This window comes from Kitasatospora sp. NPDC048296 (assembly GCF_043201815.1).
Taxonomy (GTDB): Bacteria; Actinomycetota; Actinomycetes; order Streptomycetales; family Streptomycetaceae; genus Kitasatospora.
Genome location: NZ_JBICZB010000007.1, coordinates 149,807 through 171,738 on the forward strand (window position 1 = coordinate 149,807; position 21,932 = coordinate 171,738).

The 21,932-nt window shown below is 72.8% G+C and carries 23 protein-coding genes; 16 read left to right on the top strand and 7 right to left on the bottom strand.

Going from position 1 to position 21,932, the window contains the following annotated elements:
* The first annotated feature begins 19 nt into the window (after positions 1-19).
* Both ACGF12_RS07705 and ACGF12_RS07710 read left to right on the top strand, forming a co-directional pair.
* Complete coding sequence (locus ACGF12_RS07705) at positions 20-340, top strand: heavy-metal-associated domain-containing protein (protein WP_393026954.1); 321 nt, start codon at positions 20-22, stop codon at positions 338-340.
* 113 nt (positions 341-453) lie between these two features.
* On the top strand, positions 454-735 hold the full coding sequence (locus tag ACGF12_RS07710; protein ID WP_380613096.1) for a metal-sensitive transcriptional regulator: 282 nt from the start codon (positions 454-456) through the stop codon (positions 733-735).
* 102 nt (positions 736-837) lie between these two features.
* Here ACGF12_RS07710 and ACGF12_RS07715 read toward each other — a convergent pair whose 3' ends face one another.
* The gene (locus ACGF12_RS07715; protein ID WP_393026956.1) at positions 838-1,380 is read right to left on the bottom strand and encodes an MOSC domain-containing protein; all 543 of its coding nucleotides are present in this window, start codon (positions 1,378-1,380) and stop codon (positions 838-840) included.
* Positions 1,381-1,427: 47 nt separating this feature from the next.
* Positions 1,428-2,033, bottom strand: coding sequence for a TetR/AcrR family transcriptional regulator (locus ACGF12_RS07720; protein ID WP_393026958.1), 606 nt, complete (start codon positions 2,031-2,033; stop codon positions 1,428-1,430).
* A 112-nt stretch (positions 2,034-2,145) separates the two neighbouring features.
* Between ACGF12_RS07720 and ACGF12_RS07725 the strand changes: the two genes are divergently transcribed.
* Complete coding sequence (locus ACGF12_RS07725; RefSeq protein WP_393026960.1) at positions 2,146-3,693, top strand: FAD-dependent monooxygenase; 1,548 nt, start codon at positions 2,146-2,148, stop codon at positions 3,691-3,693.
* A gap of 12 nt (positions 3,694-3,705) precedes the next feature.
* On the opposite strand, the gene ACGF12_RS07730 is transcribed toward ACGF12_RS07725, so the two are convergent.
* Positions 3,706-4,092 carry a DUF4345 domain-containing protein gene (locus ACGF12_RS07730; RefSeq protein ID WP_393026962.1) on the bottom strand — a complete coding sequence of 129 codons (387 nt, stop codon included), beginning with the start codon at positions 4,090-4,092 and terminating at the stop codon, positions 3,706-3,708.
* Positions 4,093-4,202: 110 nt separating this feature from the next.
* On the opposite strand from ACGF12_RS07730, the gene ACGF12_RS07735 reads away from it, so the two are divergent.
* Entirely contained in the window at positions 4,203-4,820 is a 618-nt protein-coding gene (locus tag ACGF12_RS07735) for a TetR/AcrR family transcriptional regulator (RefSeq protein ID WP_393026964.1), read from the top strand.
* 130 nt (positions 4,821-4,950) lie between these two features.
* The gene (locus ACGF12_RS07740; RefSeq protein WP_393026966.1) at positions 4,951-6,150 is read left to right on the top strand and encodes a cytochrome P450; all 1,200 of its coding nucleotides are present in this window, start codon (positions 4,951-4,953) and stop codon (positions 6,148-6,150) included.
* A 69-nt stretch (positions 6,151-6,219) separates the two neighbouring features.
* Here ACGF12_RS07740 and ACGF12_RS07745 read toward each other — a convergent pair whose 3' ends face one another.
* Together ACGF12_RS07745 and ACGF12_RS07750 are read right to left on the bottom strand one after the other, a co-directional pair.
* Positions 6,220-7,002: a phosphotransferase enzyme family protein gene (locus ACGF12_RS07745; protein ID WP_393026968.1), complete on the bottom strand. Its 783-nt coding sequence runs from the start codon at positions 7,000-7,002 to the stop codon at positions 6,220-6,222.
* Positions 7,003-7,068: 66 nt separating this feature from the next.
* Positions 7,069-8,205: a Dyp-type peroxidase gene (locus ACGF12_RS07750; RefSeq protein WP_393026970.1), complete on the bottom strand. Its 1,137-nt coding sequence runs from the start codon at positions 8,203-8,205 to the stop codon at positions 7,069-7,071.
* 97 nt (positions 8,206-8,302) lie between these two features.
* Here ACGF12_RS07750 and ACGF12_RS07755 point away from each other — a divergent pair, with 97 nt between their 5' ends.
* The 10 genes from ACGF12_RS07755 to ACGF12_RS07800 all read left to right on the top strand — a co-directional run bounded on the left by ACGF12_RS07755 (position 8,303) and on the right by ACGF12_RS07800 (position 18,545).
* A complete protein-coding gene (locus tag ACGF12_RS07755; RefSeq protein WP_393026972.1) occupies positions 8,303-9,664 on the top strand; it encodes a nitrous oxide reductase family maturation protein NosD in 1,362 nt (453 codons plus the stop codon).
* 216 nt (positions 9,665-9,880) lie between these two features.
* Entirely contained in the window at positions 9,881-10,609 is a 729-nt protein-coding gene (locus ACGF12_RS07760) for a TSUP family transporter (RefSeq protein WP_393026974.1), read from the top strand.
* Positions 10,610-10,741: 132 nt separating this feature from the next.
* A complete protein-coding gene (locus ACGF12_RS07765) occupies positions 10,742-11,971 on the top strand; it encodes an MFS transporter (RefSeq protein ID WP_393026976.1) in 1,230 nt (409 codons plus the stop codon).
* 212 nt (positions 11,972-12,183) lie between these two features.
* A complete protein-coding gene (locus ACGF12_RS07770; protein ID WP_393026978.1) occupies positions 12,184-12,537 on the top strand; it encodes an ArsR/SmtB family transcription factor in 354 nt (117 codons plus the stop codon).
* A 114-nt stretch (positions 12,538-12,651) separates the two neighbouring features.
* Entirely contained in the window at positions 12,652-14,019 is a 1,368-nt protein-coding gene (locus ACGF12_RS07775; protein ID WP_393026980.1) for an MFS transporter, read from the top strand.
* Positions 14,020-14,233: 214 nt separating this feature from the next.
* Positions 14,234-14,974 (top strand): hypothetical protein, encoded by a 741-nt coding sequence (locus ACGF12_RS07780; RefSeq protein WP_393026982.1) that lies wholly within the window; start codon positions 14,234-14,236, stop codon positions 14,972-14,974.
* Between the two features lie 113 nt (positions 14,975-15,087).
* On the top strand, positions 15,088-15,462 hold the full coding sequence (locus ACGF12_RS07785; protein WP_393026984.1) for a hypothetical protein: 375 nt from the start codon (positions 15,088-15,090) through the stop codon (positions 15,460-15,462).
* A 264-nt stretch (positions 15,463-15,726) separates the two neighbouring features.
* On the top strand, positions 15,727-16,134 hold the full coding sequence (locus tag ACGF12_RS07790; RefSeq protein ID WP_393026986.1) for a hypothetical protein: 408 nt from the start codon (positions 15,727-15,729) through the stop codon (positions 16,132-16,134).
* Positions 16,135-16,137: 3 nt separating this feature from the next.
* Entirely contained in the window at positions 16,138-17,895 is a 1,758-nt protein-coding gene (locus ACGF12_RS07795) for an alpha/beta hydrolase (RefSeq protein ID WP_393026988.1), read from the top strand.
* The gene (locus ACGF12_RS07800) at positions 17,892-18,545 is read left to right on the top strand and encodes a hypothetical protein (protein WP_393026990.1); all 654 of its coding nucleotides are present in this window, start codon (positions 17,892-17,894) and stop codon (positions 18,543-18,545) included. Before ACGF12_RS07795 ends, ACGF12_RS07800 begins: the two co-directional genes overlap by 4 nt.
* Before the next feature lie 132 nt (positions 18,546-18,677).
* Here ACGF12_RS07800 and ACGF12_RS07805 read toward each other — a convergent pair whose 3' ends face one another.
* Positions 18,678-20,705 (bottom strand): heavy metal translocating P-type ATPase, encoded by a 2,028-nt coding sequence (locus ACGF12_RS07805; RefSeq protein WP_393026992.1) that lies wholly within the window; start codon positions 20,703-20,705, stop codon positions 18,678-18,680.
* A 99-nt stretch (positions 20,706-20,804) separates the two neighbouring features.
* Here ACGF12_RS07805 and ACGF12_RS07810 point away from each other — a divergent pair, with 99 nt between their 5' ends.
* Positions 20,805-21,170, top strand: a complete 366-nt coding sequence (locus ACGF12_RS07810; RefSeq protein ID WP_393026994.1) for an ArsR/SmtB family transcription factor — start codon at positions 20,805-20,807, stop codon at positions 21,168-21,170.
* Positions 21,171-21,185: 15 nt separating this feature from the next.
* Here the strand turns inward: ACGF12_RS07810 and ACGF12_RS07815 are convergent.
* On the bottom strand, positions 21,186-21,932 hold a 747-nt coding region (locus ACGF12_RS07815), incomplete at its 5' end, for an RNA-guided endonuclease TnpB family protein (RefSeq protein ID WP_393026996.1).

Genomic DNA, 21,932 nt, shown 5'->3' on the forward strand with positions numbered 1-21,932 from the left:
CGACCGACAGGAGCACACCATGAGCGAGACCACCGTCACCGTCGACTCCTCCGCCACCGAGGCCTCCTCCTGCTGCGGCTCGTGCGGCACCGGCGCCGCCAAGGCCCCCGCCACCGCGACCGCCGAGCGCGCGGTCTTCCAGGTGAAGGGCATGACCTGCGGCCACTGCGTCACCTCGGTGACCGCCGAGCTGAAGAAGGTCGACGGCGTCACCGAGGTCGCGGTCGACCTCGCCACCGGCCGGGTCACCGTCGACAGCACCCGGCCGCTCGCCGACACCGACGTCGCCGCCGCCATCGACGAGGCCGGCTACGACCTGGTCGGCCGCCTCGACGGCTGAGGCTGACCGGCCGCCGGCCCGGACGGCACCCCCGTACGTCCGGGCCGACTCCCCTCCCACCGCGCCCCGGTAGAGTGGGAACACTCCTCACCGCACAGGAACCGGAGACGGCCATGGCCAGCTACAGCCCCCACAAGGACGACTTCCTCAAGCGGCTCCGCCGCATCGAGGGCCAGATCCGCGGCCTGCAGCGCATGGTCGAGCAGGACACCTACTGCATCGACGTCCTCACCCAGGTCTCCGCGGCCAGCCGCGCCCTGCAGTCCTTCGCTCTCCAACTCCTGGACGAGCACATCGAATGCTGCGTCCGGGACGCCATCGCCGAGGGCGGCCAGGAGGCCAACAGCAAGATCCGCGAGGCCAACCAGGCCATCGCCCGCCTGGTCCGGTCCTGATACCGGCGCATACGACGGCAGGCCCTCCGGTCACACCGGAGGGCCTGCCGCATTACGGGGTGGGGGTATCAGAGGGGCATCGGAGGGATCGCCGAGCGGGTGTCAGACCCTTTCGAGCGGCCGGTGCGGACCCTCCGGCAGCTCCACGGCGATCGCGTCACCGGGCCGCACCGGCCCGCCCGCCCGGACGACGCCCATGATCCCGGCACGGCGCACGATCGTCCCGTCCTCCGCCCGCCCGACGACCTGCTTCAACAGCCCCGTCCGGTAGTTGTCGATCTGCGCGCACGGGTTGCGCAGGCCGGTGACCTCCACCTCCGCCTCCGGACCGATCCGCAGCACCGCGCCGACCGGCAGGCCGAGCAGGTCCAGGCCCTCGGTGGTGATGTTCTCGCCGAGCGCGCCCGGCGCCACGTCGAAGCCGGACTCGCCGAGTTCCGCGAGCAGTTCGCGGTGGATCAGGTGGACCTGGCGCAGGTTGGGCACGGTCGGGTCCTGCGCGACGCGCGAGCGGTGCTTGACCGTCACCCCGGCGTGCACGTCACCCTCCACGCCGAGTCCGGCGAGCAGCGTGATGCCCTCCCGATTCGGCTTGCTGAACGAGTACTCGGCGTTGCTGCTGACTGCCACCACGGTGCCGCTCATGTGCTTCGGGCCCTCCTCGCGGACGTACGTTCGACCGGAATCGAAGCCTAGCTCCCGCAAGGCGCCCTGAGCAGCGGCAGGACGATCTCGTCCAGCACCTCGGCGACCACCCGGTCGGACGGCACGACACCCTCGATCAGGAACGCGTCGCGCAGCAGGTCCAGCGGCAGCGCCACGACGCGCGCGGTGAGCCGCGCCGGGTCGATCTCGCCCCGCTCGGCGGCCCGGTGCATCATCGCGGCCAGGCTGTTCACCGGCCCGTGTTCGACGAGCTCCCCGCGGAACCGGCCGCGCAGCTCGGGGACGCGCATCAGGTCGACCAGCAGTCCGTGGACGGCGTCCATCGGCAGGTCGTCGAAGCGGTGCAGCAGACCGCCCAGGAACCGCACCAGGTCGGTGCGCAGGTCGCCGGTGTCCGGCGGCTCCCGGTAGTCGGGGGCGTTGCGGCCGAGGGCGGCCATCACCAGCTCGACCCGGTTCGACCAGCGGCGGTAGAGCACCGGCTTGCTGGTACGGGCGCGGGCGGCTACGCCGTCCATGGTGAGCCGGTCGTAGCCGTGCTCGGCGAGTTCGGCCCAGACGGCGTCGAGGATCGCCCGTTCCAGTTCGTCGCCGCGCCGCCGCGAGCCGGCCGTACCCGCTCTGTCACTCACCACTGGATCCCGCACCCATCCTCGGAGATACGTTGCGTTTCTTATCGAGGGCAGTTTACAGTCGAAATCAAGAAACGCGCCGTATCTTACGGCCGAGATCAGGGGGTTCGTCATGCACGCCGCACTCACGAACGACACCGCACCCGCGACCGACGTCCTGGTGGTCGGCGCCGGCCCGGTGGGTCTCACGCTCGCCATCGGACTGGCCCGCGCCGGGGTCGCCTGCCGGATCATCGAGCGGGACCGGGAGTTCCGCACCGCCGGCGTCCGCGGCAAGGGCGTCAACCCGCGCACCCTGGAGGTCTTCGACGACCTCGGGGTGGTCGAGCGGATCCTCGACCGGGGCGTGCTCAACCTCAAGCTCCGCGTCTACGAGGGCGACCGGCTGCTCCAGGAGGTCGACCCCGGGGCCGGCAACCCCGCCACCCCCGACCGCCCGTACGCGGGCATGCTGCTGCTCGCCCAGCACCAGACCGAGGCCGTGCTACGCGAGCGGCTCGCCGAGTACGGCGTCACGGTCGAGACCGGCACCGAGCTGACCGGCTGGACCCAGGACGGCGACGGCGTGCGCGCCACCGTCCGACGGGACGGCCGGAGCACCCGGCTGCGCGCCCGCCACCTGGTCGGCTGCGACGGCGGCCGCAGCGCCGTCCGCAAGCTGACCGGCATCCCCTTCCTCGGCGAGACCTGGGACGAGGAGCGTTTCATCATGGCCTCGATGGACGTCGACGGCCTCGACACCGACCACATGCACCTCTGGAACCACCCGAAGTTCGGGGCCGGCGCCATGACGCTGGTCCCGATGCGGCAGGACGCCACGTGGGCCGTGCACGCCGCCGTCGAACCGGACGGGCACGGCGAGCTGCCCGCCCCCACCCTGGACACCTTCCGCCGGCTCTTCGCCGAGCGGGCCGGCCTGCCCGGGGTCCGGATGCACGAGCCGATCTGGTCCACCGTCTGGCGCCCCACCGTGCGGGTGGTCGAGCGCTACCGCGACGGCCGGGTCCTGCTCGCCGGGGACGCCGCGCACTGCCAGTCCGCGGCGGGCGGCCAGGGCATGAACAACGGCATCCAGGACGCCCACAACCTCGGCTGGAAGCTGGCCGCCGTGCTGCGCGGCGCGCCCGAGGCGCTGCTCGACAGCTACCAGGACGAGCGGCTGCCGGTCGCCCGGGCGAGCCTCGCCGCCACCTCCGCCCACCACAGGACGGCGTTCGCCGGCAACGGCGCCGGCGCGCTGACCGACCAGTTCCGCACCCTGGCCGCGCAGGGCGCCGACCTCACCGGACTCTCCCTCGACTACCGCGGCGGGCCGCTCGGCCGCGACCTCGACGAGGCCACCGGCGTCCGGGCCGGCGACCGCGCCCCGGACGCGCCCTGCGCGACCGCCGACGGCACGCCGACCCGGCTGTTCGACCTCTTCCGCGGACCGCACTTCACCCTGCTGACCTTCGGCGACCACCCGGGCCTGGCCGAACTGCCCGCCACCGCCGGGCTGCGCCGGGCCGCCGTGCTCGACCCGGACGGGCACGCCGCCCGCGCGTACGGGCTGCGCGGGGACGCCGTGGTGCTGGTCCGGCCGGACGGCCATGTCTCGCTCACCGGGGCGACGGCGGACGCGGGTACCGTCCTCGACCACCTGCGGACCTTCGCCCTCTGACCGTCCGGCCACTCAGGCCCGGACCGCCCGCTCGTCGGCGTCGGCGAGCCAGAAGTACACCGGCGAGAGCCCGAGTTCGATCACCATCAGCACCACCTGGAACCCGTGCGGCCACCCGTCCACGGCGATCGCCAGCACCCGCCCGAGGCCGCCCAGCAGGAACACCGCCGTCAGCCACCGGACCACCCGGGCGGGCACCGGCGCCTGCCGGGCGGCCCAGATCCAGGCCGCGCCGTACCCGGCGAAGATCGCGCCCATGAAGCGGCCGAAGCTGTCGACCGTCGGGCCGGGGTCCGCGATCCCGGGGATCGCGGCGTTCCCGCCCAGTACGTGGAAGAGCCCGATCGCCACACAGGCGACCCCCATGATCCACGCGAGCACCCGCAGTGTCCTCGCCATGAGCCCATCACCTCACTACCGGTCCGCCTGACCTGTCGTCAGGCCTTGGTTGACACGTGTCTACCAAGCTAGCGCCGGCTGGTAGACACGTGTCAAGTAACCTGTCCGGCATGTCAGTCCAGGAACGCCGAAAGCGCCTGTCCCCCACCGAGCGCCGCGCCCAGCTGCTCGCCGTCGGCGCCCGGGCCTTCGCCGCCCGGCCCTACGAGCACGTGCTGATGGAGGAGGTCGCCGAGCAGGCCGGGGTGTCCCGCGCCCTGCTCTACAAGCACTTCGCCGGCAAGCAGGAGCTGTTCGCGGAGGTCTACCGGCAGGCGGCCGGGGACCTGCTGGTGAAGAGCCGCTTCGACCCGGCGGACACCCTGGTCGAGCAGCTGGTCCAGGGCATGGACGCCCACCTCGACCACTTCATCGCCAACCGGCACGCCGTGCTGGCCGCCAACCGCGTCCTCGCCGGGGACCCGGTGATCCAGACCATCATCACCGAGGAACTGGACGCCCTGCGCGGCCGCCTGCTCGGGGTGCTGCCGCTCGCGGACGCGAGCGCGCGCCGGGCCGTCTCCCAAGTCCTGCGCAGCTGGCTGGTGTTCGTACGGGTGCTGGTCGTGGACTGGCTGTCGGAGCAGAGCTGCACCCGGACCGAGCTGCGCGACGCCTGCATCGGCGCGGTGCTGGGTGCGCTGCGGCCGCTGCTGCCGGCCGACCCGGCGCCCGAATGGGGGCGGTGAGACCTCGAACCGGGTTCGGGCGCGTACCATCGGGCATAACGGGAAAACCACCTGAAGGGATCAATTCCCTCAGAAAATACGACAGTTGGATGCTCGCGCCCTACAGGCCCACCCACTCCCGAAGGGATCCATGTCCACCGCCGCCCCCGACACCGACACCCCGCTCCCGCCACTCCATCTGCTGCCCTTCAGCCCCGCCCGGCCGCCGCACCCGACCACCCTCCCGGACGGGACCCCCGCATGGCTCGTCACCCGCTACCACGACGTCCGCCAGGCCCTCGGCGACCCCCGTGTCACCCGGGCCGATCTGCACGAGGTCGGGCCCGCGGGCGACACCGCGGACGTGACCGCCAACCCGGCCTCCCTGTTCAACCAGGACGGCCCCGCCCACCGCCGGCTGCGCGCCACCGTGCAGAAGGCCTTCACCCCGCGCGCCGTCGCCGACTGGCAGCCCTGGGTCGCGGCGGCCGTCCAGCAGGCGGTGGACGCGCTGGTGGCCGGCGGGCCCCCCGCCGACCTGGTCGCGGCCTTCACCCGGCCGGTGCCCTACGCGGTCACCGCCCGGCTGATGGGACTCGACGGCGACGGTCCCGACCACCTCGACGAGGACCGGCTGCGGCGCTGGACCCTCGCCCTGCTGGCCCAGGGCGGCGACCCGAGCGAGGACAACGGCGAGACCATCGCCGAACTCCAGGCCTTCACCCGCGAGTTGATCGAGCGTCGACGGCGCGAACCAGGTGAGGACCTGGTCAGCCGACTCGTCCGGGCCGCCGACCAGGACGGCTGCGTCCCCGAGGACGCGCTCGCCTTCCTCGTCCTCGGCCTCACCGCCAGTGGCAACGAGAGCGTCACCGGCGCCCTCGGCAACGCCCTGGTCTACCTCCTCGGCGAACGCGCCGACCACTGGCCCCGGCTGGCCGACCCGGGCATCACCGAGCACACCGTCGAACGCCTCCTCCACTTCATCCCCCTCGGCGACGACGAGACCACCGCCCGCCGCACCGCCGCGCCGATCGAACTCGGCGGCGTCACCATCCCGGCCGGCGCCGTCCTCGCCGTCAGCATCGGCAGCGCCAACCGCGACCCCGCCGTCCACCCCGACGGCCTCGACGCCGACCTCGACCTCCCGCTCGCCGCCCCCACCCTCGCCTTCAGCGCCGGCCCGCACTACTGCATCGGCGCCTGGCGGGTCCGCCTGGAGATGCGCGAATCCCTCCGCCGCCTGGCCACCGCCCTCCCCGGCCTGCGCCTCACCACCCCGCTCGACCGGCTCCCCTGGCAACTCGGCACCACCACGCGCGGCCCGGCCGCCGTCCCCGTCACCTGGTGATCCGGGCCTGTCCGACCGTTCCCGCCGGGCGCGCGACGCGAATTGTCGGACACGCCCCCGGGAGCGGCCTCATCCGTCCAACAGGGCTCGCTCCCAGTGCACTTGCCGCTGCTCGATCCAGTCGGCGTCGCCGCACCAGATCTCCCCGTGGCCCTCCGCCCACAGTCGCGCCCAGGGCTGGACACCCCGTCCGGCCTGCTCCCGCAGGAAGTCGTGCATGGAGCGGGTGCGACGCCCCAACAGCGGGACCAGGCGGCGCCGTTCGCCCTCGTCCAGCCCGTAGGCGTCGGCGAAGACCCGCACCCGCTGCCCGGCGTCGGCGCGCTGCCAGACCGGATCCGCCGACAGCGGGACGAAGCCGTGCAGGGCGTAGGCGACGTCCCACAGCCGGGAGCCGGGGGCTGCGGCGTCCCAGTCGATGAAGGCGAAGCCGCCCCCGCCGTCGGCCACCAGGTTCCACGGGGCCAGGTCGTGGTGGGCGATGATCTCGTGCTCGTCCGCCGGGATCAGCACCTGCCAGCGGGCGTCCGGCGGTGGCGTGAAGTCCCGTACGGCGTCGTGGAACTCGCGGATCAACCGGGCGACGCGGGCCAGCCGCTCCACCGGCTCCACCAGCGCGAAGCGGTCCGGCCAGACCACCTCGCCCGGTACGAAGTCGAGCACCTCCCGCCCCCGGTCGTCCAGACCGAGCGGCCGGGGAGCGCCCCGGAACCCCACCGCGTGCAGATGCGCGAGCAGCGCGTGCACGGCGGGCGTCCACGGCCCGGCCGGGCGGCGCACGGTGTCCCCGACCCGGACGACACCGGCGCTGACGTTCCCGCCGCTCAGCGGCTGCTCCACCTGATGATCCATCGCGCCAGTCTGCCACGCGGCCCCGCCGCCGATCACCGGGGCCAACAGCCCGCCGGGCACGGCCCGCTAGGCCCACAGACCCTCGCCCAGCACCCCGCCCTCCCGCGCCCCCGGCAGCACGTAGGCCACCGCCGAGGCCGTGTGCACCAGGAAGGGGTTGAGCGCGTCCTTCGCCGCCAGCCGCTCCTGCACCTTGCTGAACTGGGCCGGGTCGCGGACGAAGGCGCAGAACAGCAGGCCCCGGTCGTCCGGGGCGTCGTCGTAGCTGTAGCCGCGCCGGAGCATCCGGGCGCCGGCGTCGAGCCGGGGGCTGGTGAGGCGGACGTGGGCGGTGTTGGGGATGACGTAGGAGCCGTCGGGGTTCTTGGCGTAGATGTCGGGGTCGTCGTGTTCGGCCGTGCCGGTGAGCGGGGTGCCGTCGGTGAGGTGGCGGCCCATCGCGAGGTCGCGGCGGTCCTCGGGGAGGGCGGCGAAGGCGGCGGTGTCCATCCGGATCCGGCGGTAGACCAGCACCGTGCCGTGCTCGTACGGCCCGGGCGGGCCCCAGACCCACTGGCGGGCGGCCGTCTCGTCCGGATTGGCGGTGCCGTCCTTGAAGCCGAAGAGGTTGCGCGGCGTGGTGCCCGGGGCGGTTCGGGCCAGGAAGCCGGACTGGGTCCAGCGGACGCCCGCCCCCGCCGACCTGCCCGCCGCGCCGACGAGTTCGGCGAGGACCGTGAGCGGCCAGCGGTCGGCGGCGCACAGCTGCACCACCAGGTCCCCGCCGCCGCGCGCCGGGTCCAGCCGGTCGCCGGGGAAGGCCGGGACGTCCGCCAGCGCGGGCGGCACGTTCAGGGCCAGCCGCGCGGCCAGCCCCGGGCCGACCCCCACCAGGCTGGTGAGCTGTGCCGGTTCCGCGCCCCGCAGGCGCGGGTCCGTCGAGGTGCCGCCGGCCGCCTCGGCGAGCACCCGGGTCAACTCGCCCAGCAGGGAGCGCAGTACGGCGCGCCCGTCCGAGGTGGCGGCGGGCGCCAGGTCGAGGGCCAGCAGCACCGTGGCGGGCTGCTGGGGGGCCGTCACCCCGGCCTGCCGCTCGCCGTGGAAGGGAACGGCGGCGGGTGCGGAGGGGGGCGGGGGCGAAGCGGCGGGCCGCCCGCGCCCCAGCGCGACGAGCCCGGCACCGATCCCGGCGGCCAGCCCCGCACCGCCGCCCGCGATCAGCACCCTTCGGTCGACACCGCTTCCGGCAGCTCCCGGTTCTTTCCGCGCCTTTCCGGTTTCGGCATGCATGACCGACATTGGAGACGATAGAACACCCCTTATGCAACTTTTGACTATCCGTCAACTCGACTCCGATTCCCGACCGGTCCGTGGACGGACCTCGCTCCGGGGCCTCCCCGCGCTTCTCACCGCCGCCGCCCTCGCCCTGTCCGGCTGCTCCTCCACCGCCGACCCCTCCTCCGACGCCCACCACCCGGACGGCACCGTGGTCCGGGTCCCGCAGGACTTCCCGACCATCCAGAAGGCCGTGGACGTCGCCCGCGAGGGCGACACCGTGCTGGTCTCACCGGGCACCTACCAGGAGAGCGTGCGGATCGCCAAGCCCCGCATCGTGCTGCGCGGCACCGACCGCAACACCGTGGTCCTGGACGGCGGCGTACGGCTGGTCAACGGCGTCACCGTGACCGCCCCCGGCTCGGTGGTGGAGAACCTCACCGTGCACGGCTTCCTCGCCAACGGCGTGCTGTTCACCGGCGTCACCGACGAGAAGCTGCAGCAGCGCGGCGCCGGCGGCTCCGCCTACAACCCCCTGGACACCACCCGCTTCCCCGCCGTCCAGGGCTTCCGCGCCACCCGCGTGACCGCCTACAACAACGGCCTGTACGGCATCTACGCCTTCGACGCCCGGGCGGGGGTGATCGAGGACTCCTACGCGTCCGGCGGGGCCGACTCCGGCATCTACGTCGGCCAGTGCAAGCCCTGCGACACCCTGGTGCGCGGCAACACGGTGGAACGCAACGCCGTGGGCATCGAACTCACCAACTCCTCGGACGGGCTGTACATCCTCGGCAACCGCGTGGTCGGCAACCGGGTCGGCGTCACCGTCAACTCCAACGACCTCGAAGCCCTCGCCCCCCAGCACGGCGCCGTGATCGCCGGGAACGCCGTCACCGACAACAACGCCCACGACACCCCCGAACAGGCCGACGGCGGCTTCGGCATCGGCATCGGGATCGGCGGCGGCACGGCGAACCGGGTCGAACGCAACCTGGTCACGGGCAACCTGGCGGCCGGCGTCATCATCACCGACCCGGCCGGCCACCCGGCCGGCGGCAACCAGGTCCAGCGCAACCGCACCGAGGGCAACGGCGTCGACCTCGTCCTCGCCTCGGCCGACCCCGGCAACTGCTTCACCGGCAACCAGCCCGCCGTCCAGAGCCCGCCGGACCTCGAAACCCAGGCCGCCTGCGGCACCCAGGGGCGCGGCTCGCTGGCCGCCGGCCGTGCCGCCTCGGTCCAGGCGCCGCCCGGCCTCGCGTTCAACCAGGTCCCGCCCCCGCCCGTGCAGCCGTCCCTGCCCGACCCGAACGCCCCCGGCCGCCCGGCCGCCGGTCTGCCGGGAGCCGTCGACCCGGGCTCCTACCCGCTCCCGACGAGTTCCGACGCGCTACCGAAGCCGTGACCGGGGGTCCCCGCTCCCCGGGCCGGCGGGCGGGGCATGCCCCCGGCGACCCGGCCGTGGGGCATGATCGGTGCCGACCGACCGCCGACCGACCGCCGACCGAGGACCGACCGCCGACCGAGGACCGACTGCCGACCGAGGAGCCCGATTGAACCGCCCCGCGCGTACCGCCGTCCTGGTGGCGCCGTCCTCGCCCGCCGCCGGCGGCCGGCACTGATGGGCGGCTGGGTCGGCGAACTGGTGCTGGGCCTGGTCGTCCTGGTGGGCGCCTCCGTCCAGCGGCTGGCGGGCATCGGTTTCGCCCTGGTCGCGGCGCCCGTCCTGGTGCTGATGCTCGGCCCGAACGGCGGGGTGACGCTGGCCAACTTCGCCGCCGGGACGATCAGCGCGGTCGGGCTGGCCGGGAGTTGGCGGCAGGTCCGGCCGACGGCGATGCTGCCGCTGCTGGTCGCCGCCGTCTGCACCGTCCCGGCCGGGGCCTGGGTGGCGGCGAAGGTGCCGACGCCGGAGCTGCTGATCGGCATCGGACTGCTGGTCAGCGCGGCCTCGCTGCTGGTGATCCGGGGCGTGCGGGCCGCCGCGCTGCGCGGGGTCGGCGGGGCCCTGGTCGCGGGCGCCACCAGCGGGTTCATGAACTCGGCCGCCGGGGTGGGCGGCCCGGCGATGTCCCTCTATGCCGTCAACTCGGGTTGGACGGCGCGGGAGTTCGTGCCCAACGCCCAGTTGTACGGTGTCGTGGTGAACGCCTTCTCGCTGGCGACCAAGGGCCTGCCCGCACTGAGTGCGCCGGCCTGGGGGCTGGTGGCCGTCGCACTCGCCGGCGGTGCGGTGGTCGGCCGACTGCTGGCCGCGCGGGTGCCCGAACACCGGGCCCGGGTCGTGGTGCTGGGGCTGGCCCTGGCCGGTGGGCTGACCACCCTTGTCAAGGGCGTTTCCGGACTCTGACGGACCGGCTGGGAATGCTCCGTGAAGGGGCGGCCAAATCTGTAGCGGTCATGCCATACTGCGTCGGTGACCTCAGCCAGCCTAGCGGCACCCCCTCAGCGCAGCAGGCCCCAACTGGGCCGGAAATTCGCCATGCTGTGGTCGGCCTCCTCGATCTCAGCGGTGGGCGACGGCATGCGGGACTCATCGCTGCCACTGCTCGCACTGACGGTCTCGGACTCGCCGAAGGCCGTCTCCCTGGTCGCGGTATCCGGTTCGCTGCCCTGGCTGCTGATGGCCCTGTTCGGCGGCGTCATCGCCGACCGCTTCGACCGCCGCCGGCTGATGTGGACGATCGACATCGGACGCGCCGTCATCGTGCTCGGCTTCGCGACCTGGGTCTTCGTCGCCACCCCGCCGCTGGCCGCGCTCGCCGCGCTCGCCTTCGTCCTCGGGTGCGGGGAGACGGTCTTCGTCAACGCCGCCACCTCGGCCATCCCGGACGTGGTCCGGCCCGATCAGCTCGACGCCGCCAACGGCCGGCTGCAGGGCGGTCTGCTGGTCGGCCGGATGGCCGGCCCGCTGGTGGGCACCACCCTCTTCGCCCTCGCCGCCGGGTACCCCTTCACGGTGGACGGTCTGTCCTTCGCGGCCGCCGCCGGCCTGGTCTTCCTCACCGGCCGCTCCACCGCCCCCCGGACGCAGACCGGCCGCCCGATGGTCGCCGACATCCGCGAGGGCGTCCGCTGGCTCTACCAGCACAAGCAGCTGCGCCTGGTCGCCACCCTCTCCGCGCTGGCCGGCGGCGCCTCCGCGCTCGGCATCACCATGCTGGCGCTGTTGGTCACCCGCACCCTGTCCGCGCCGACCTGGGCCTACGGCGTCGTCCTCGCCTCCGGCGTGATAGGCGGCACGGCCGCCAGCACCCTGGCCGGCCGGCTCAGCCAGCGGATGGGCCGCCGGGCCCGGATCGCCCTCTCCTTCGTGCTGATGGGCTCCGCGCTGCTGCTGATGGGCCTGAGCCCCTCGGTGTTCCTGGTCGCGGCGCTGTTCGCGGTCGGCAACTTCGGCGTGGTGACGTGGAACGTCCAGGCGATCTCGCTGCGCCAGCAGATCGTGCCGAAGGAACTGCTCGGCCGGGTCAACAGCTGCTACCTGATGCTCACCCGGATCGGCATGCTGATCGGCGCGGGCCTCAGCGGCTGGATCGGCTCCGCCGTCAACGTCCGCACCCCGCTGGTGATCAGCGGCGCCCTGATCCTCGCCGCGCTGTTCGCCCTCCCCCGGATGGGCAACCTGGAGCCCGCCCCGGCCCCCGCCGCCGCCCCCGCCGAGGAGCGACCCGCCGACAACGCTCAGTCGACCGAGCAGACAGCGGACTGACGGCCTGACGGTCCGGCGGACGAGTCGCCTCCCCCGCCGAGGGGAGGCGACTCCTTCTCCCGGCCGAGGCACACCGACCGGCCCGGCGCGGCGGCGTCGTCCCGGCCGCACTGGGGCCCGCTGCCGGCGGCCGTCACCGTGGCCTACTGGCGCCGCAGGCGTCGGCCGTCAGGTACGCACGCGTGCACGCGGCCGGGGCCTACGATGGCCGGATGAGCACCGGCGCGAATCTGGCAGATGCACACCGCTCGCAGCAGCGGGCCGAGGCGCGGCTGGACGTCGCCGCGTCCGTCCTCGCGCTGCTGGCCGACCGGACCAGGCTCGCGCTGCTGGAGCGGCTCGGGCGGGGCGAGGCGGACGTGACCACGCTGACCGAGGCGACCGGGGCCGCGCGGCCGTCGGTGAGCCAGCACCTGGCGAAGCTGCGGCTGGCCGGGCTGGTCGCCACCCGCAAGGACGGACGGCGGGTCGTCTACTCGCTGCGCCACGGGCACCTGCGGCGGCTGGTGGACGAGGCCCTGAACGTCGCCGACCACCAGATCGGGCACCTGCCGCCGCACGACTGAGCCCGGGCGGCTCCCCGGCCGTGGAGCCCTGCGACCAATAGGTGCACACGTATGCACGCATTAACTATGATGGACCCGTCACCCCCCACCGCCGCCGCCCCCGGGACGGGACCCATGCTGAGCGTGCTGCGCAACCGCACCTATCGCCACCTGTTCACCGCCCAGGTCGTCGCCCTGGTCGGCACCGGCCTGGCCACCGTGGCGCTGTCGCTGCTGGCGTACTCGATCGCCGGGAGCGACGCCCCGGCGGTGCTCGGCACCGCGCTGGGGATCAAGATGGTCGCGTACGTGACCGTCGCGCCGATCGCCGGAGCACTCGCCGGGCGGATACCCCGGCGGGCCCTGATGGTCACGATGGACCTCACCCGGGCCGGGGTCGCGCTCACCCTGCCGTTCGTCGACCAGGTGTGGCAGGTCTACGTCCTGATCTTCCTGCTGCAGGCCGCCTCCGCCGCCTTCACCCCGACCTTCCAGGCCACCATCCCGGACGTGCTGCCCGCCGAACGCGACTACACCCGGGCGCTCTCGCTGTCCCGGCTCGCCTACGACCTGGAGTCACTGTTCAGCCCGGCCCTCGCCGCGCTGCTGCTCTCGGTGGTCTCGTACAACTGGCTGTTCACCGGGACGACGGCCGGCTTCCTCGCCTCCGCCGCCCTGGTCGCCTCCGCCGTCCTGCCCAAGCCGACGCCGGTCGACCGCCCCGGCGGGATCTACCGCAAGGCCGCCTTCGGCTCCCGGCTGTTCTGGGCCACCCCCCGGCTGCGGGCGCTGCTGGCGCTGGACCTCGCGGTCGCGGCGGCGGGCGCGATCGTCTACGTCAACACCGTCAACGTCGTCCGCGACCACTTCCACCGCCCGGCCGGGGCCGTCTCCCTCGCCCTCGGTGCGTACGGCGTCGGCTCGATGCTCACGGCGCTGCTGCTGCCCCGGCTGCTGGCGCGGGTCAGCGACCGGTCCGTGATGCTGCCCGCCGCCTTCGCCCTGCCCTGCGTGCTCCTCGCCGTCACCGCCGTCACCGCCGCCCCGGCCGGGACGGGCAGTTGGCTCGCCCTGCTCGCCGCCTGGGCCCTGGTCGGTGCCGGCAGCTCCGCTGTCCTGACGCCCGGCGGCCGGGTCATCCGCCGCTCGGCCGCCGGCCCCGACCTGCCCGCCGCCTTCGCTGCCCAGTTCTCGCTCTCCCACGGCTGCTGGCTGCTCACCTACCCGCTGGCCGGCTGGCTCGCGGCGGGCGTCGGGCTGCCCACCACCGCCGTGGTCCTGGGCGCGGTCGCCCTGGCCGCCGCCGTCGTCGCCACCACCCTGTGGCCCAGCCGCGACCCGGACGCCCTCAGCCACCTCCACACCGACCTCCCCGCGGGCCACCCCCACCTCGCCGGCGCCCACCCCACCCCCACCGGCGCCTGGCAGCACGGCCACCACTACGTCATCGACCAGCACCACCCCACCTGGCCGCGCCCCCACCGCCCCGCCGCCCTCGGCTGACCGCGCCGCCGGCGGCCCGCCGGACGCGAACCAGCCTATGGGGAAGCCGAATTGGCGGCACATCGCGGAGGATTCCGGCCAGGTTCATGAGGTGGCCATGCCGCGTCTCGTGGATCGTTCCAACCCCCGCTAGGGTCACACCAGCTCCACCGAATCCGGCGCCGCCCGGCCGTCGCACGGTGCCGTACGGACCTGCCGATTGGACTGGTGTGCAGTGAACCGAAGGCATCACCGACCACTGGACCGTTCGTCGATCGCGGCTCTCCGGAGCCGGCTCGCCGCCGTGGCGGGGGTGGTCGCGCTGATCGCGGCCGTCCTCACCGGCGCCGCCGCCGGCACCGCCGGCGCAGCGCCCGCCCGCACTTCCGCATCGGCTCCCTCCGTCGCCGCGGCGGGGGCCGGATGGAACTGCCGGGGGGCGCCCGTCACCCCGGGCTACGTCCTCACCAACCACACGAACAACGGCTGCAACGGAGCCGGCATGTGGTTCCAGCAGCCCGTGCGGAACGGCATCTGGACCTGCGCCACCTCACCGATCCCCGCCGGGTACGTGCTCTCCGGCCACACACCCAACGGCTGCGACGGTTACGACTCCTGGTACATGCGGCTGCCCCAGGACGGCCTGTGGACCTGCGGCACCTCACCGATCCCGCCCGGCTACGTGCTCACCCAACACGCCGGTAACGGGATGGGCTGCGCCAACATCGACACCTGGTACATGCAGCTGGTCCGGGACGGGATCTGGACCTGCGCGGGCTCACCGATCCCGCCCGGGTACATCAACACCAACCACCAGGTCCCCGGCTGCGGCGGCATCGGCTCCTGGTTCATGCAGCGGGCCAGGCCCTACCTGTGGATCTGCCCGTACACCCCCGTTCCGGCCGGCTACCACACCACCACCTACAACGGCTCCTACTGCGGCGGCCTGGGCGCCTGGCTCCTGGTGCGCAACTGATCCCGGCCGCGGCGCACTGCACCTGAGAGGTTGCCGACGCACCCGGCGGATAATGGCCGGTGCCGCAGGCCGACTGCGCCTGCGGCACCGAGCGACTGAGAGGCGGAGGGCGGATGACCCTGGAGGAAGGCCGGCGCGTCAGGCTGGCGGAGGACCTCGGGATCGGTGAGGCCGTCGCCGGGGAAACCGGGGCGACCGTCGGGTTCCTCTCGCTGGGAGCCGGGATCGAGGGCACCGTCGAGCGCGTGGACGGGGAGCTCCCGGAGAGCGAGGAGGTCCGCGAGTACCAGCGACTCAAAGCGCTGTTCGAGGACTACGGGCACACCATGCCGGAAGCGAGCCGGGAGCGGCTGGAGGGGCAGATCGCCGCGCTGGAACCGGAGTGGGCCGAGCATCAGGAGCGGGGCAGCCGGGTGACCGTCCGGGTCCGGCTGGACAACGGCTTCGTCCTCGACGGGGCGCACCAGGACATCCTCACGCCACTGTGAGGGAGGACGTCCCCCGACCTGGGAACGCCCCAGCGGACGCTGCGGATCGGCTTCGCCTCCCCCTGCGTCCAGCCCGACCGACCCCGCCGGCCTGAGCCGAATCAGTTCGGGGCCACACCTTCCGGAGGTGCGGCTGCCCCCGTGTCCATCTGGTCCCTGTTCATCAGGATGCGTATTAATGATCCGCTAATATGCGTCGTCAGTTTTTGATCATTACGGACCGACCTGGCAACCGGTCGGTCCGGATCTGACGGGGGACGAAACATGGCAGATCCTGACGCGGGCTTGGAGTTCAAGGTCAAACCGGCCGAACTGGACGGCTGCGGACAGAGCGCCCAGCACATAGGCGGTCTCATACCGGGCGAGACGGCGAAGCTCACCGACCCGTGCAACCAGGCCGCCGGCGGCCTGAAGGGCTGGCTCACCGCCGGCGCGATCACCAACTGCAGCACCAACTGGAAGACCCTGCTGGACAAGCTCGGCAGCGACATGAGCGACGTCGGCACCAAGCTCGGCACGACGGCCACCTACTACCGAACGGCCGAACAGAACGCCCACAACAGCATGCGGAACCCGAACGCGCCCGTCTCGAACGGGTCGGCGCCGGACCCCTTCGACACGAACTTCGTCGCCGGCCCGGTGGCGCCCCGCAGCGCGAAGGCGAGCGAGTAGCCGATGGACATCAAGACCCTCCACGACGCCGACATCATCGGCATCACCACCGCGAAGAACGCCTTCGACACCCTGGCCACCGCCTTCGGCCAGCACGTCGAGAACTGGCAGACCGAGGTCGTCAACCGGCTGAACACCTCGCAGTGGACCGGGACCGCCGCCGACCACGCCAACACCCGGATGCAGAACCTGGAGAACGAACTCAAGGCCGCCCAGCAGGAGATCGGCCTGGTCAGCCGCGCCCTGCAGGACGCCTACGACGGCTTCGCCGCCGCCCAGTCGCACCTGATCAGCGCCCTCGACGACGCCAAGACCCACAAGCTGACCGTCGCCGACGACGGGATCACCTGGGACAAGGACCCCAACTCCCCGAACTTCGCCGGCAACGACGCCGATTCACAGGCCCAGCAGATCCAGGCCCGGATCACCGCGGCGCTCAACGAGGCCGACCACGCCGACCAGACCATCAACGCCCGACTCGCCCACCTGGCCACCAACGCGAGCAACGGCACCGGCCTCGACTCCGCCACCGCGAAGACCGACACCGACGCCGCGAACGCGCTCCTGCAGGCCCCCGCCGCCGGCACCGACCCGAACAGCGTCAAGGCCTGGTGGAACAGCCTGACCGACGACCAGCAGCACCGGATGATCCTCAACCACCCCGACCAGATCGGCAACCTCGACGGCATCCCCGCCGCCGCCCGCAACGACGCCAACAAGACCAACCTGAAGAACCTGATCCAGGACTACCAGCGCCAACTCGACAACCTCGGCCCCGAGCCGAAGAAGATGCTGAGCGTCGCCGAGACCAACGGCGGGCCAGTGGAGAACCCCGACTACACGGAGTGGAAGCGCAAGCACGACGCCCTCAAGGAGAAGCTCGCCGGCTTCCAGAACATTCAGAAGCGGCTCGACGGCAAATTCGACGACGGTGGCGGGCCGAACTCCGACCCGCCGCTGCTGTTGCTGGGCATCGGCGATCAGGGGCAGGGCCGCGCGATCCTGTCCTGGGGCGACCCGGACAAGGCCAAGAACGTCTCGTCGTTGGTGCCCGGGCTGAACAGCACTCTGGCAGGCGTCGGAGCGGGTGACGCCTCCACGGCAAAGCGCATCTACCAGTCAGCCACGACCGCTGCGACGGCCAACGGTGACGTGCCCCCGAGCGTCGCGTCCGTGTTCTGGCTGGGGTACGACGCCCCACAGCTGGAGGGCACCGGCTCCTCGGTGCTCATGCAGGACCGGGCGGAGGAGGGCGGGGCCGCGTACAACAAGTTCCTCCACGGACTCCGGGCCACCCACGAGGGCGCGCCGGCACACATGACCGCGCAGGGGCACAGCTACGGCTCCCTGGTGGTCGGGAAAGCGACCCAGCAGCCCGGTGGCCTGCCCGTCGACGACATCGTCCTGGTCGGCAGCCCGGGTGTCGGGGTGGACAAGGCATCGCAGCTCGGGATCGGTGCGGATCACGTGTACGTCGGCACGGCCAAGTACGACCCCGTCGCGATGGCGCCCGCGCCCGGGATGTTCGTTCCCGGTTGGGCTGCGTACGAGGCGATCACGAATCCCGACGGGTTGTGGCACGGCACGGACCCGGCGAGCCAGGGCTTCGGCGCGCAGCGCTTCTCGGTGGCTGACGGTTCAGTGACCGACTCCCACGACAACTACTTCGGGAAGCACGACAAGGGCGGCGACTCGCTCCCCAACATCGGGAAGATCGTGAGCGGCCACGGGAACACGATCACCAGGGAGGACCCGAGGTGAGGGCCGCAGTATGGCGCGTGACAGTGCCGGCGGTACTGCTGGCGCTCCTGATCGGCTGGTACGCCTGGCCGGAGCCCGAGGAACCCACCGTGCCGGTCGACCAGGCACAGCACCGGATCGAGGCCGAGCTCGCCGACGTCGCGGGGGCCTTCCACCCGGGACTCCAGTGGACCGAAGCGAGGTACTACAGCCTGGCCGACACCACTGGGTTCTGCGGTACCCAGGGATGCAAGAAGACCGGCCGCGCGGAACTGCTGGCCGAGCAATGGGGCCGGGTCCGGATCGGGCCGGGGAAGCAGAATGAGCGGCTCGACGAGGTGCAGAAACTCTGGACCGCGAAGGGGTACGTGGTTCGACGTGAGCAGCGGCTGCTGGAGGTGAAGGATTCGCAGCAGCACCTCCAGTTCCTGATGGGCGCGGACGGCTGTGCCGAGCTGCATGTCTCCATGGTCGATGTCGCCGACTCCACCGAGCCCAACGGCTCAGGCGGATTCACGCAGGGGCCACCGGAGTCCATCAAGGCGGAGTGCGCGACGGTCGACGACCCCTACTGGTCGCATGACCCCGCCGAGCCCGCCCGGCCCGAGGGGGTCGGGCCGAGCGGGCTCGGCAGTCTCCCCCCGATTAAGCCGACTCTCCCAGCGCTGTGACCGACAAGGTTCGCAGGGTCGGCGACGGTGATGCCTGAGCCTGTCGGCCGTGACGACATCCGATTCGGCGCGGGGAGACCTGGTGGCGGAGCCGGTCCGGGTCCCCGGCTGACCGATCAAGAGAGCCGGCAGTTACAGAGGATCGTGCGTCGGGGGGAGGCCCTGACCCCGGGCCTTGGTCCACGCCGCCTCGCGCAGCAGCCGTAGGCCGTTGAGGCCGACGATGACGGTCGAGCCCTCGTGGCCGAGCACGCCCAGCGGCAGCGGGAGGGTGGCGACGAGGTCCCAGACCACCAGGGCGGTGATGAACAGCGAGGCGATCACCAGGTTCTGCACCACGAAGGAGCGGGCCCGCCGGGAGAGGGCCACCACGGCCGGGACGGTGGCGAGTTCGTCGCGCACGATGACGGCGTCGGCGGTCTCCAGCGCCAGGTCGGAGCCGGCCCGGCCCATCGCGACGCCGATGTGGGCGGCGGCTAGGGCGGGCGCGTCGTTGACGCCGTCGCCGACGACCAGCACCCGGCGACCGTCCGCCTCCCGCTCCTTGACGGCGGCGACCTTGCCCTGCGGCAGCAGTCCGGCCCGGACCTCCCCGATGCCGACCTCGGCGGCGACGGCCGCGGCGGCGCGCGGGTTGTCTCCGGTGAGCAGCACGGGCGTACGGCCGGTGAGGCCGGTCAGCGCGGCCACCGTCGCGGCGGCGTCGGGGCGCAGCCGGTCGGCGATCCCGAGCACGCCGACCGGGACGCCGTCCACCTCCACCAGGACGGCGGTGCGGCCGCGCTCCTCCAGCTCGGCGGCGATCTCCGAGGCGGCGCCCTCGCGCCCTCCCCCAGCCTCCGGCCGGGAGGTGCCCCCATGAACCCGCTCCGGCGCGCCGACCGTGACCACCCGGCCCTCGACCGTGGCGCTCACCCCGACACCGGGGACGGAGTTGAAGTCCTCCGCCACGGCCAGGGCGAGCCCGCGGGCCCGGGCGGCCTCGACGACGGCGCGGGCGAGCGGGTGCTCGCTGGGGTGCTCGGCGGCCGCGGCCAGGGCGAGCAGCTCGTCCTCGGTGAGGCCGGAGCCGGGCAGCGGGCGGGTGTCCGTGATGCGGGGGGTGCCCTCGGTCAGGGTGCCGGTCTTGTCCAGGGCGACGGCGTCGACCTGGCCGAGCCGTTCCATCACCACGGCGGACTTGACCAGCACGCCGTGCCGTCCGGCGTTGGCGATGGCGGACAGCAGCGGCGGCATGGTCGCCAGCACCACGGCGCACGGCGAGGCGACGATCATGAAGGTCATCGCCCGCAGCAGCGAGCCGGTGAGGGCCGCGCCGAAGGCGAGCGGCACGGCGAAGACGGCCAGGGTGGCGATGACCATGCCGATCGAGTAGCGCTGCTCGACCTTCTCGATGAACAGCTGGGTCGTCGCCTTGGTCTCGGAGGCCTCCTCGACCATGGCGACGATCCGGGCAATCACCGAGTCCGAGGCGTCCCGTTCGACCTTCACCCGCAGGGCGCCGGTGCCGTTCAGGGTGCCGGCGAAGACCTCGTCGCCGACCTCCTTGGCGACGGGCAGCGGCTCGCCGGTGATGGTGGCCTGGTCGACCTCGCTCGCGCCGTCCAGCACCCGGCCGTCGGCACCGATCCGCTCGCCGGGCCGGATCAGGATCGTGTCACCGACGGTCAACTCCCCGGTCGGGACGCTCTCCTCGGTGCCGTCGTCCAGCAGCCGGGTCGCGGTGGCGGGCGCGAGGTCGAGCAGTCCGCGCACCGAGTCGGCGGTACGGGCGGTGGCCAGGGCCTCCAGCGCGCCGGAGGTGGCGAAGATGACGATCAGCAGCGCGCCGTCCATGACCTGGCCGACGGCGGCCGCGCCGAGCGCGGCCACGATCATCAGCAGGTCGACGTCGAGGGTCTTCTCCTTCAGCGCCCGGAGTCCGGCCCAGGCCGGCTCCCAGCCGCCGGTCGCGTACGCGAGGGCGTACAGCGGGCCCCACGCCCAGGCGGGCGCGCCGGTCAGTTGCAGCGGCAGCGCGATCAGGAACAGCACCGTCGCCACGGCGGCCCAGCGGGCCTCGGGCAGCGACAGCACCCGGGTGCGCCGCCTGGGGGCGGTGTCGGGGCGCGGTGGTGCGGCCGGGGGCGCGGGGCGCTCGGTCAGCGCGGAGGAGGACATGGCAAGCGGGACCCTTCAGGGCGGGGTGGGGCCAACGACCCATCCACCATACATGAACATATGAACGCTTCTTCATGCATGAGTTGTAGTATTGCCTGCATGGGTCATGGAGCCGCCCCCGCCACCGCCGTCCCGCACACGCGCCTGGACGCCACCAGCGCCGCCCGGGTGGCCACCACCCTGCAGGCCCTGGCCACCCCGTCCCGGCTGCTGATCCTCTCCCGGCTGCGCGAGGGGCCCTGCGCCGCCACCGAACTGGCCGCCGAGGTCGGCATGGAGCAGTCCGCCTGCTCCCACCAGCTGCGACTGCTGCGCAACCTCGGCCTGGTGGTCGGGCAGCGCCAAGGGCGCTCGGTCGTCTACGCGCTCTACGACAACCACGTGGCCGCCCTCCTCGACCAAGCCGTCTACCACATCGAGCACCTGCGCCTCGGCCTCACCGACGAGCCGGACACCCTGGATTGACTTCCGCTCCCCGAGCTAAAACCCGGGGATTCCTACCACGGTCGTCCGACCGTCTCGGTGGGTTCCTGCTTCTTCGCGCTGTGCGGGGACAGGTCCCCGTCTTACCTGCGCTCGACAGGCTGTCACCGCCAGTCCGGCGGCCTTGGCAATATTGACGGCGGCGTTGATGTCCCGGTCCAGCCATACGCCGCACGCCTGGCACTGCCACACGCGGACATGCAGGGGCTTGGGACCGTCCTTGACTCCGCAGTGGGAGCACACCTGAGAGGTCGGCTCGAACCGGCCGATCCGGATCAGGGTCCGGCCGAACTTCGTGGCCTTGTACTCCAGCATGCTTACGAACGCCGACCATCCGGCGTCGTGCACCGACTTGGCCAGCCTGGTACGGCCGAGTCCCTTCACTGCCAGATCCTCCACCGCGATGGCTTGGTTTTCGCACATCAGCCGGGTGGAGAGCTGGTGGTGGAACTCGCGCCGGGCATCGGCCACGCTCGCGTGGGCGCGAGCGACCTTGTGACGGGCCTTCTCGTGGTTCTTGCTGCCCTTGGCCTTGCGTGAGAGGGCCTGCTGGGCGCGCTTGAGCTTCTTCTCGGCACGCCGCAGGAAGCGTGGACTGTCGGTCTTCGTCCCGTCCGAGAGGACCGCGAAGTGTCCAAGGCCGAGGTCATGAAGTTCCCCCCTGATCTTGGACAGCGGTTGCTTACGCTGCGGGGGTGAAGTCGCGCTGCAGTCTGGCTCGGGTTTCGAGTGGGGTGAGGTACC

Coding starts and splice junctions, on each gene's coding strand:
- ACGF12_RS07705 (WP_393026954.1), top strand. CDS start 20: ATGAGCGAGACCACCGTCACCGTCGACTCCTCCGCCACCGAGGCCTCC.
- ACGF12_RS07710 (WP_380613096.1), top strand. CDS start 454: ATGGCCAGCTACAGCCCCCACAAGGACGACTTCCTCAAGCGGCTCCGC.
- ACGF12_RS07715 (WP_393026956.1), bottom strand. CDS start 1,380: ATGAGCGGCACCGTGGTGGCAGTCAGCAGCAACGCCGAGTACTCGTTC.
- ACGF12_RS07725 (WP_393026960.1), top strand. CDS start 2,146: ATGCACGCCGCACTCACGAACGACACCGCACCCGCGACCGACGTCCTG.
- ACGF12_RS07730 (WP_393026962.1), bottom strand. CDS start 4,092: ATGGCGAGGACACTGCGGGTGCTCGCGTGGATCATGGGGGTCGCCTGT.
- ACGF12_RS07735 (WP_393026964.1), top strand. CDS start 4,203: ATGTCAGTCCAGGAACGCCGAAAGCGCCTGTCCCCCACCGAGCGCCGC.
- ACGF12_RS07740 (WP_393026966.1), top strand. CDS start 4,951: ATGTCCACCGCCGCCCCCGACACCGACACCCCGCTCCCGCCACTCCAT.
- ACGF12_RS07745 (WP_393026968.1), bottom strand. CDS start 7,002: ATGGATCATCAGGTGGAGCAGCCGCTGAGCGGCGGGAACGTCAGCGCC.
- ACGF12_RS07755 (WP_393026972.1), top strand. CDS start 8,303: ATGCAACTTTTGACTATCCGTCAACTCGACTCCGATTCCCGACCGGTC.
- ACGF12_RS07760 (WP_393026974.1), top strand. CDS start 9,881: ATGGGCGGCTGGGTCGGCGAACTGGTGCTGGGCCTGGTCGTCCTGGTG.
- ACGF12_RS07765 (WP_393026976.1), top strand. CDS start 10,742: ATGCTGTGGTCGGCCTCCTCGATCTCAGCGGTGGGCGACGGCATGCGG.
- ACGF12_RS07770 (WP_393026978.1), top strand. CDS start 12,184: ATGAGCACCGGCGCGAATCTGGCAGATGCACACCGCTCGCAGCAGCGG.
- ACGF12_RS07775 (WP_393026980.1), top strand. CDS start 12,652: ATGCTGAGCGTGCTGCGCAACCGCACCTATCGCCACCTGTTCACCGCC.
- ACGF12_RS07785 (WP_393026984.1), top strand. CDS start 15,088: ATGACCCTGGAGGAAGGCCGGCGCGTCAGGCTGGCGGAGGACCTCGGG.
- ACGF12_RS07790 (WP_393026986.1), top strand. CDS start 15,727: ATGGCAGATCCTGACGCGGGCTTGGAGTTCAAGGTCAAACCGGCCGAA.
- ACGF12_RS07795 (WP_393026988.1), top strand. CDS start 16,138: ATGGACATCAAGACCCTCCACGACGCCGACATCATCGGCATCACCACC.
- ACGF12_RS07805 (WP_393026992.1), bottom strand. CDS start 20,705: ATGTCCTCCTCCGCGCTGACCGAGCGCCCCGCGCCCCCGGCCGCACCA.
- ACGF12_RS07810 (WP_393026994.1), top strand. CDS start 20,805: ATGGGTCATGGAGCCGCCCCCGCCACCGCCGTCCCGCACACGCGCCTG.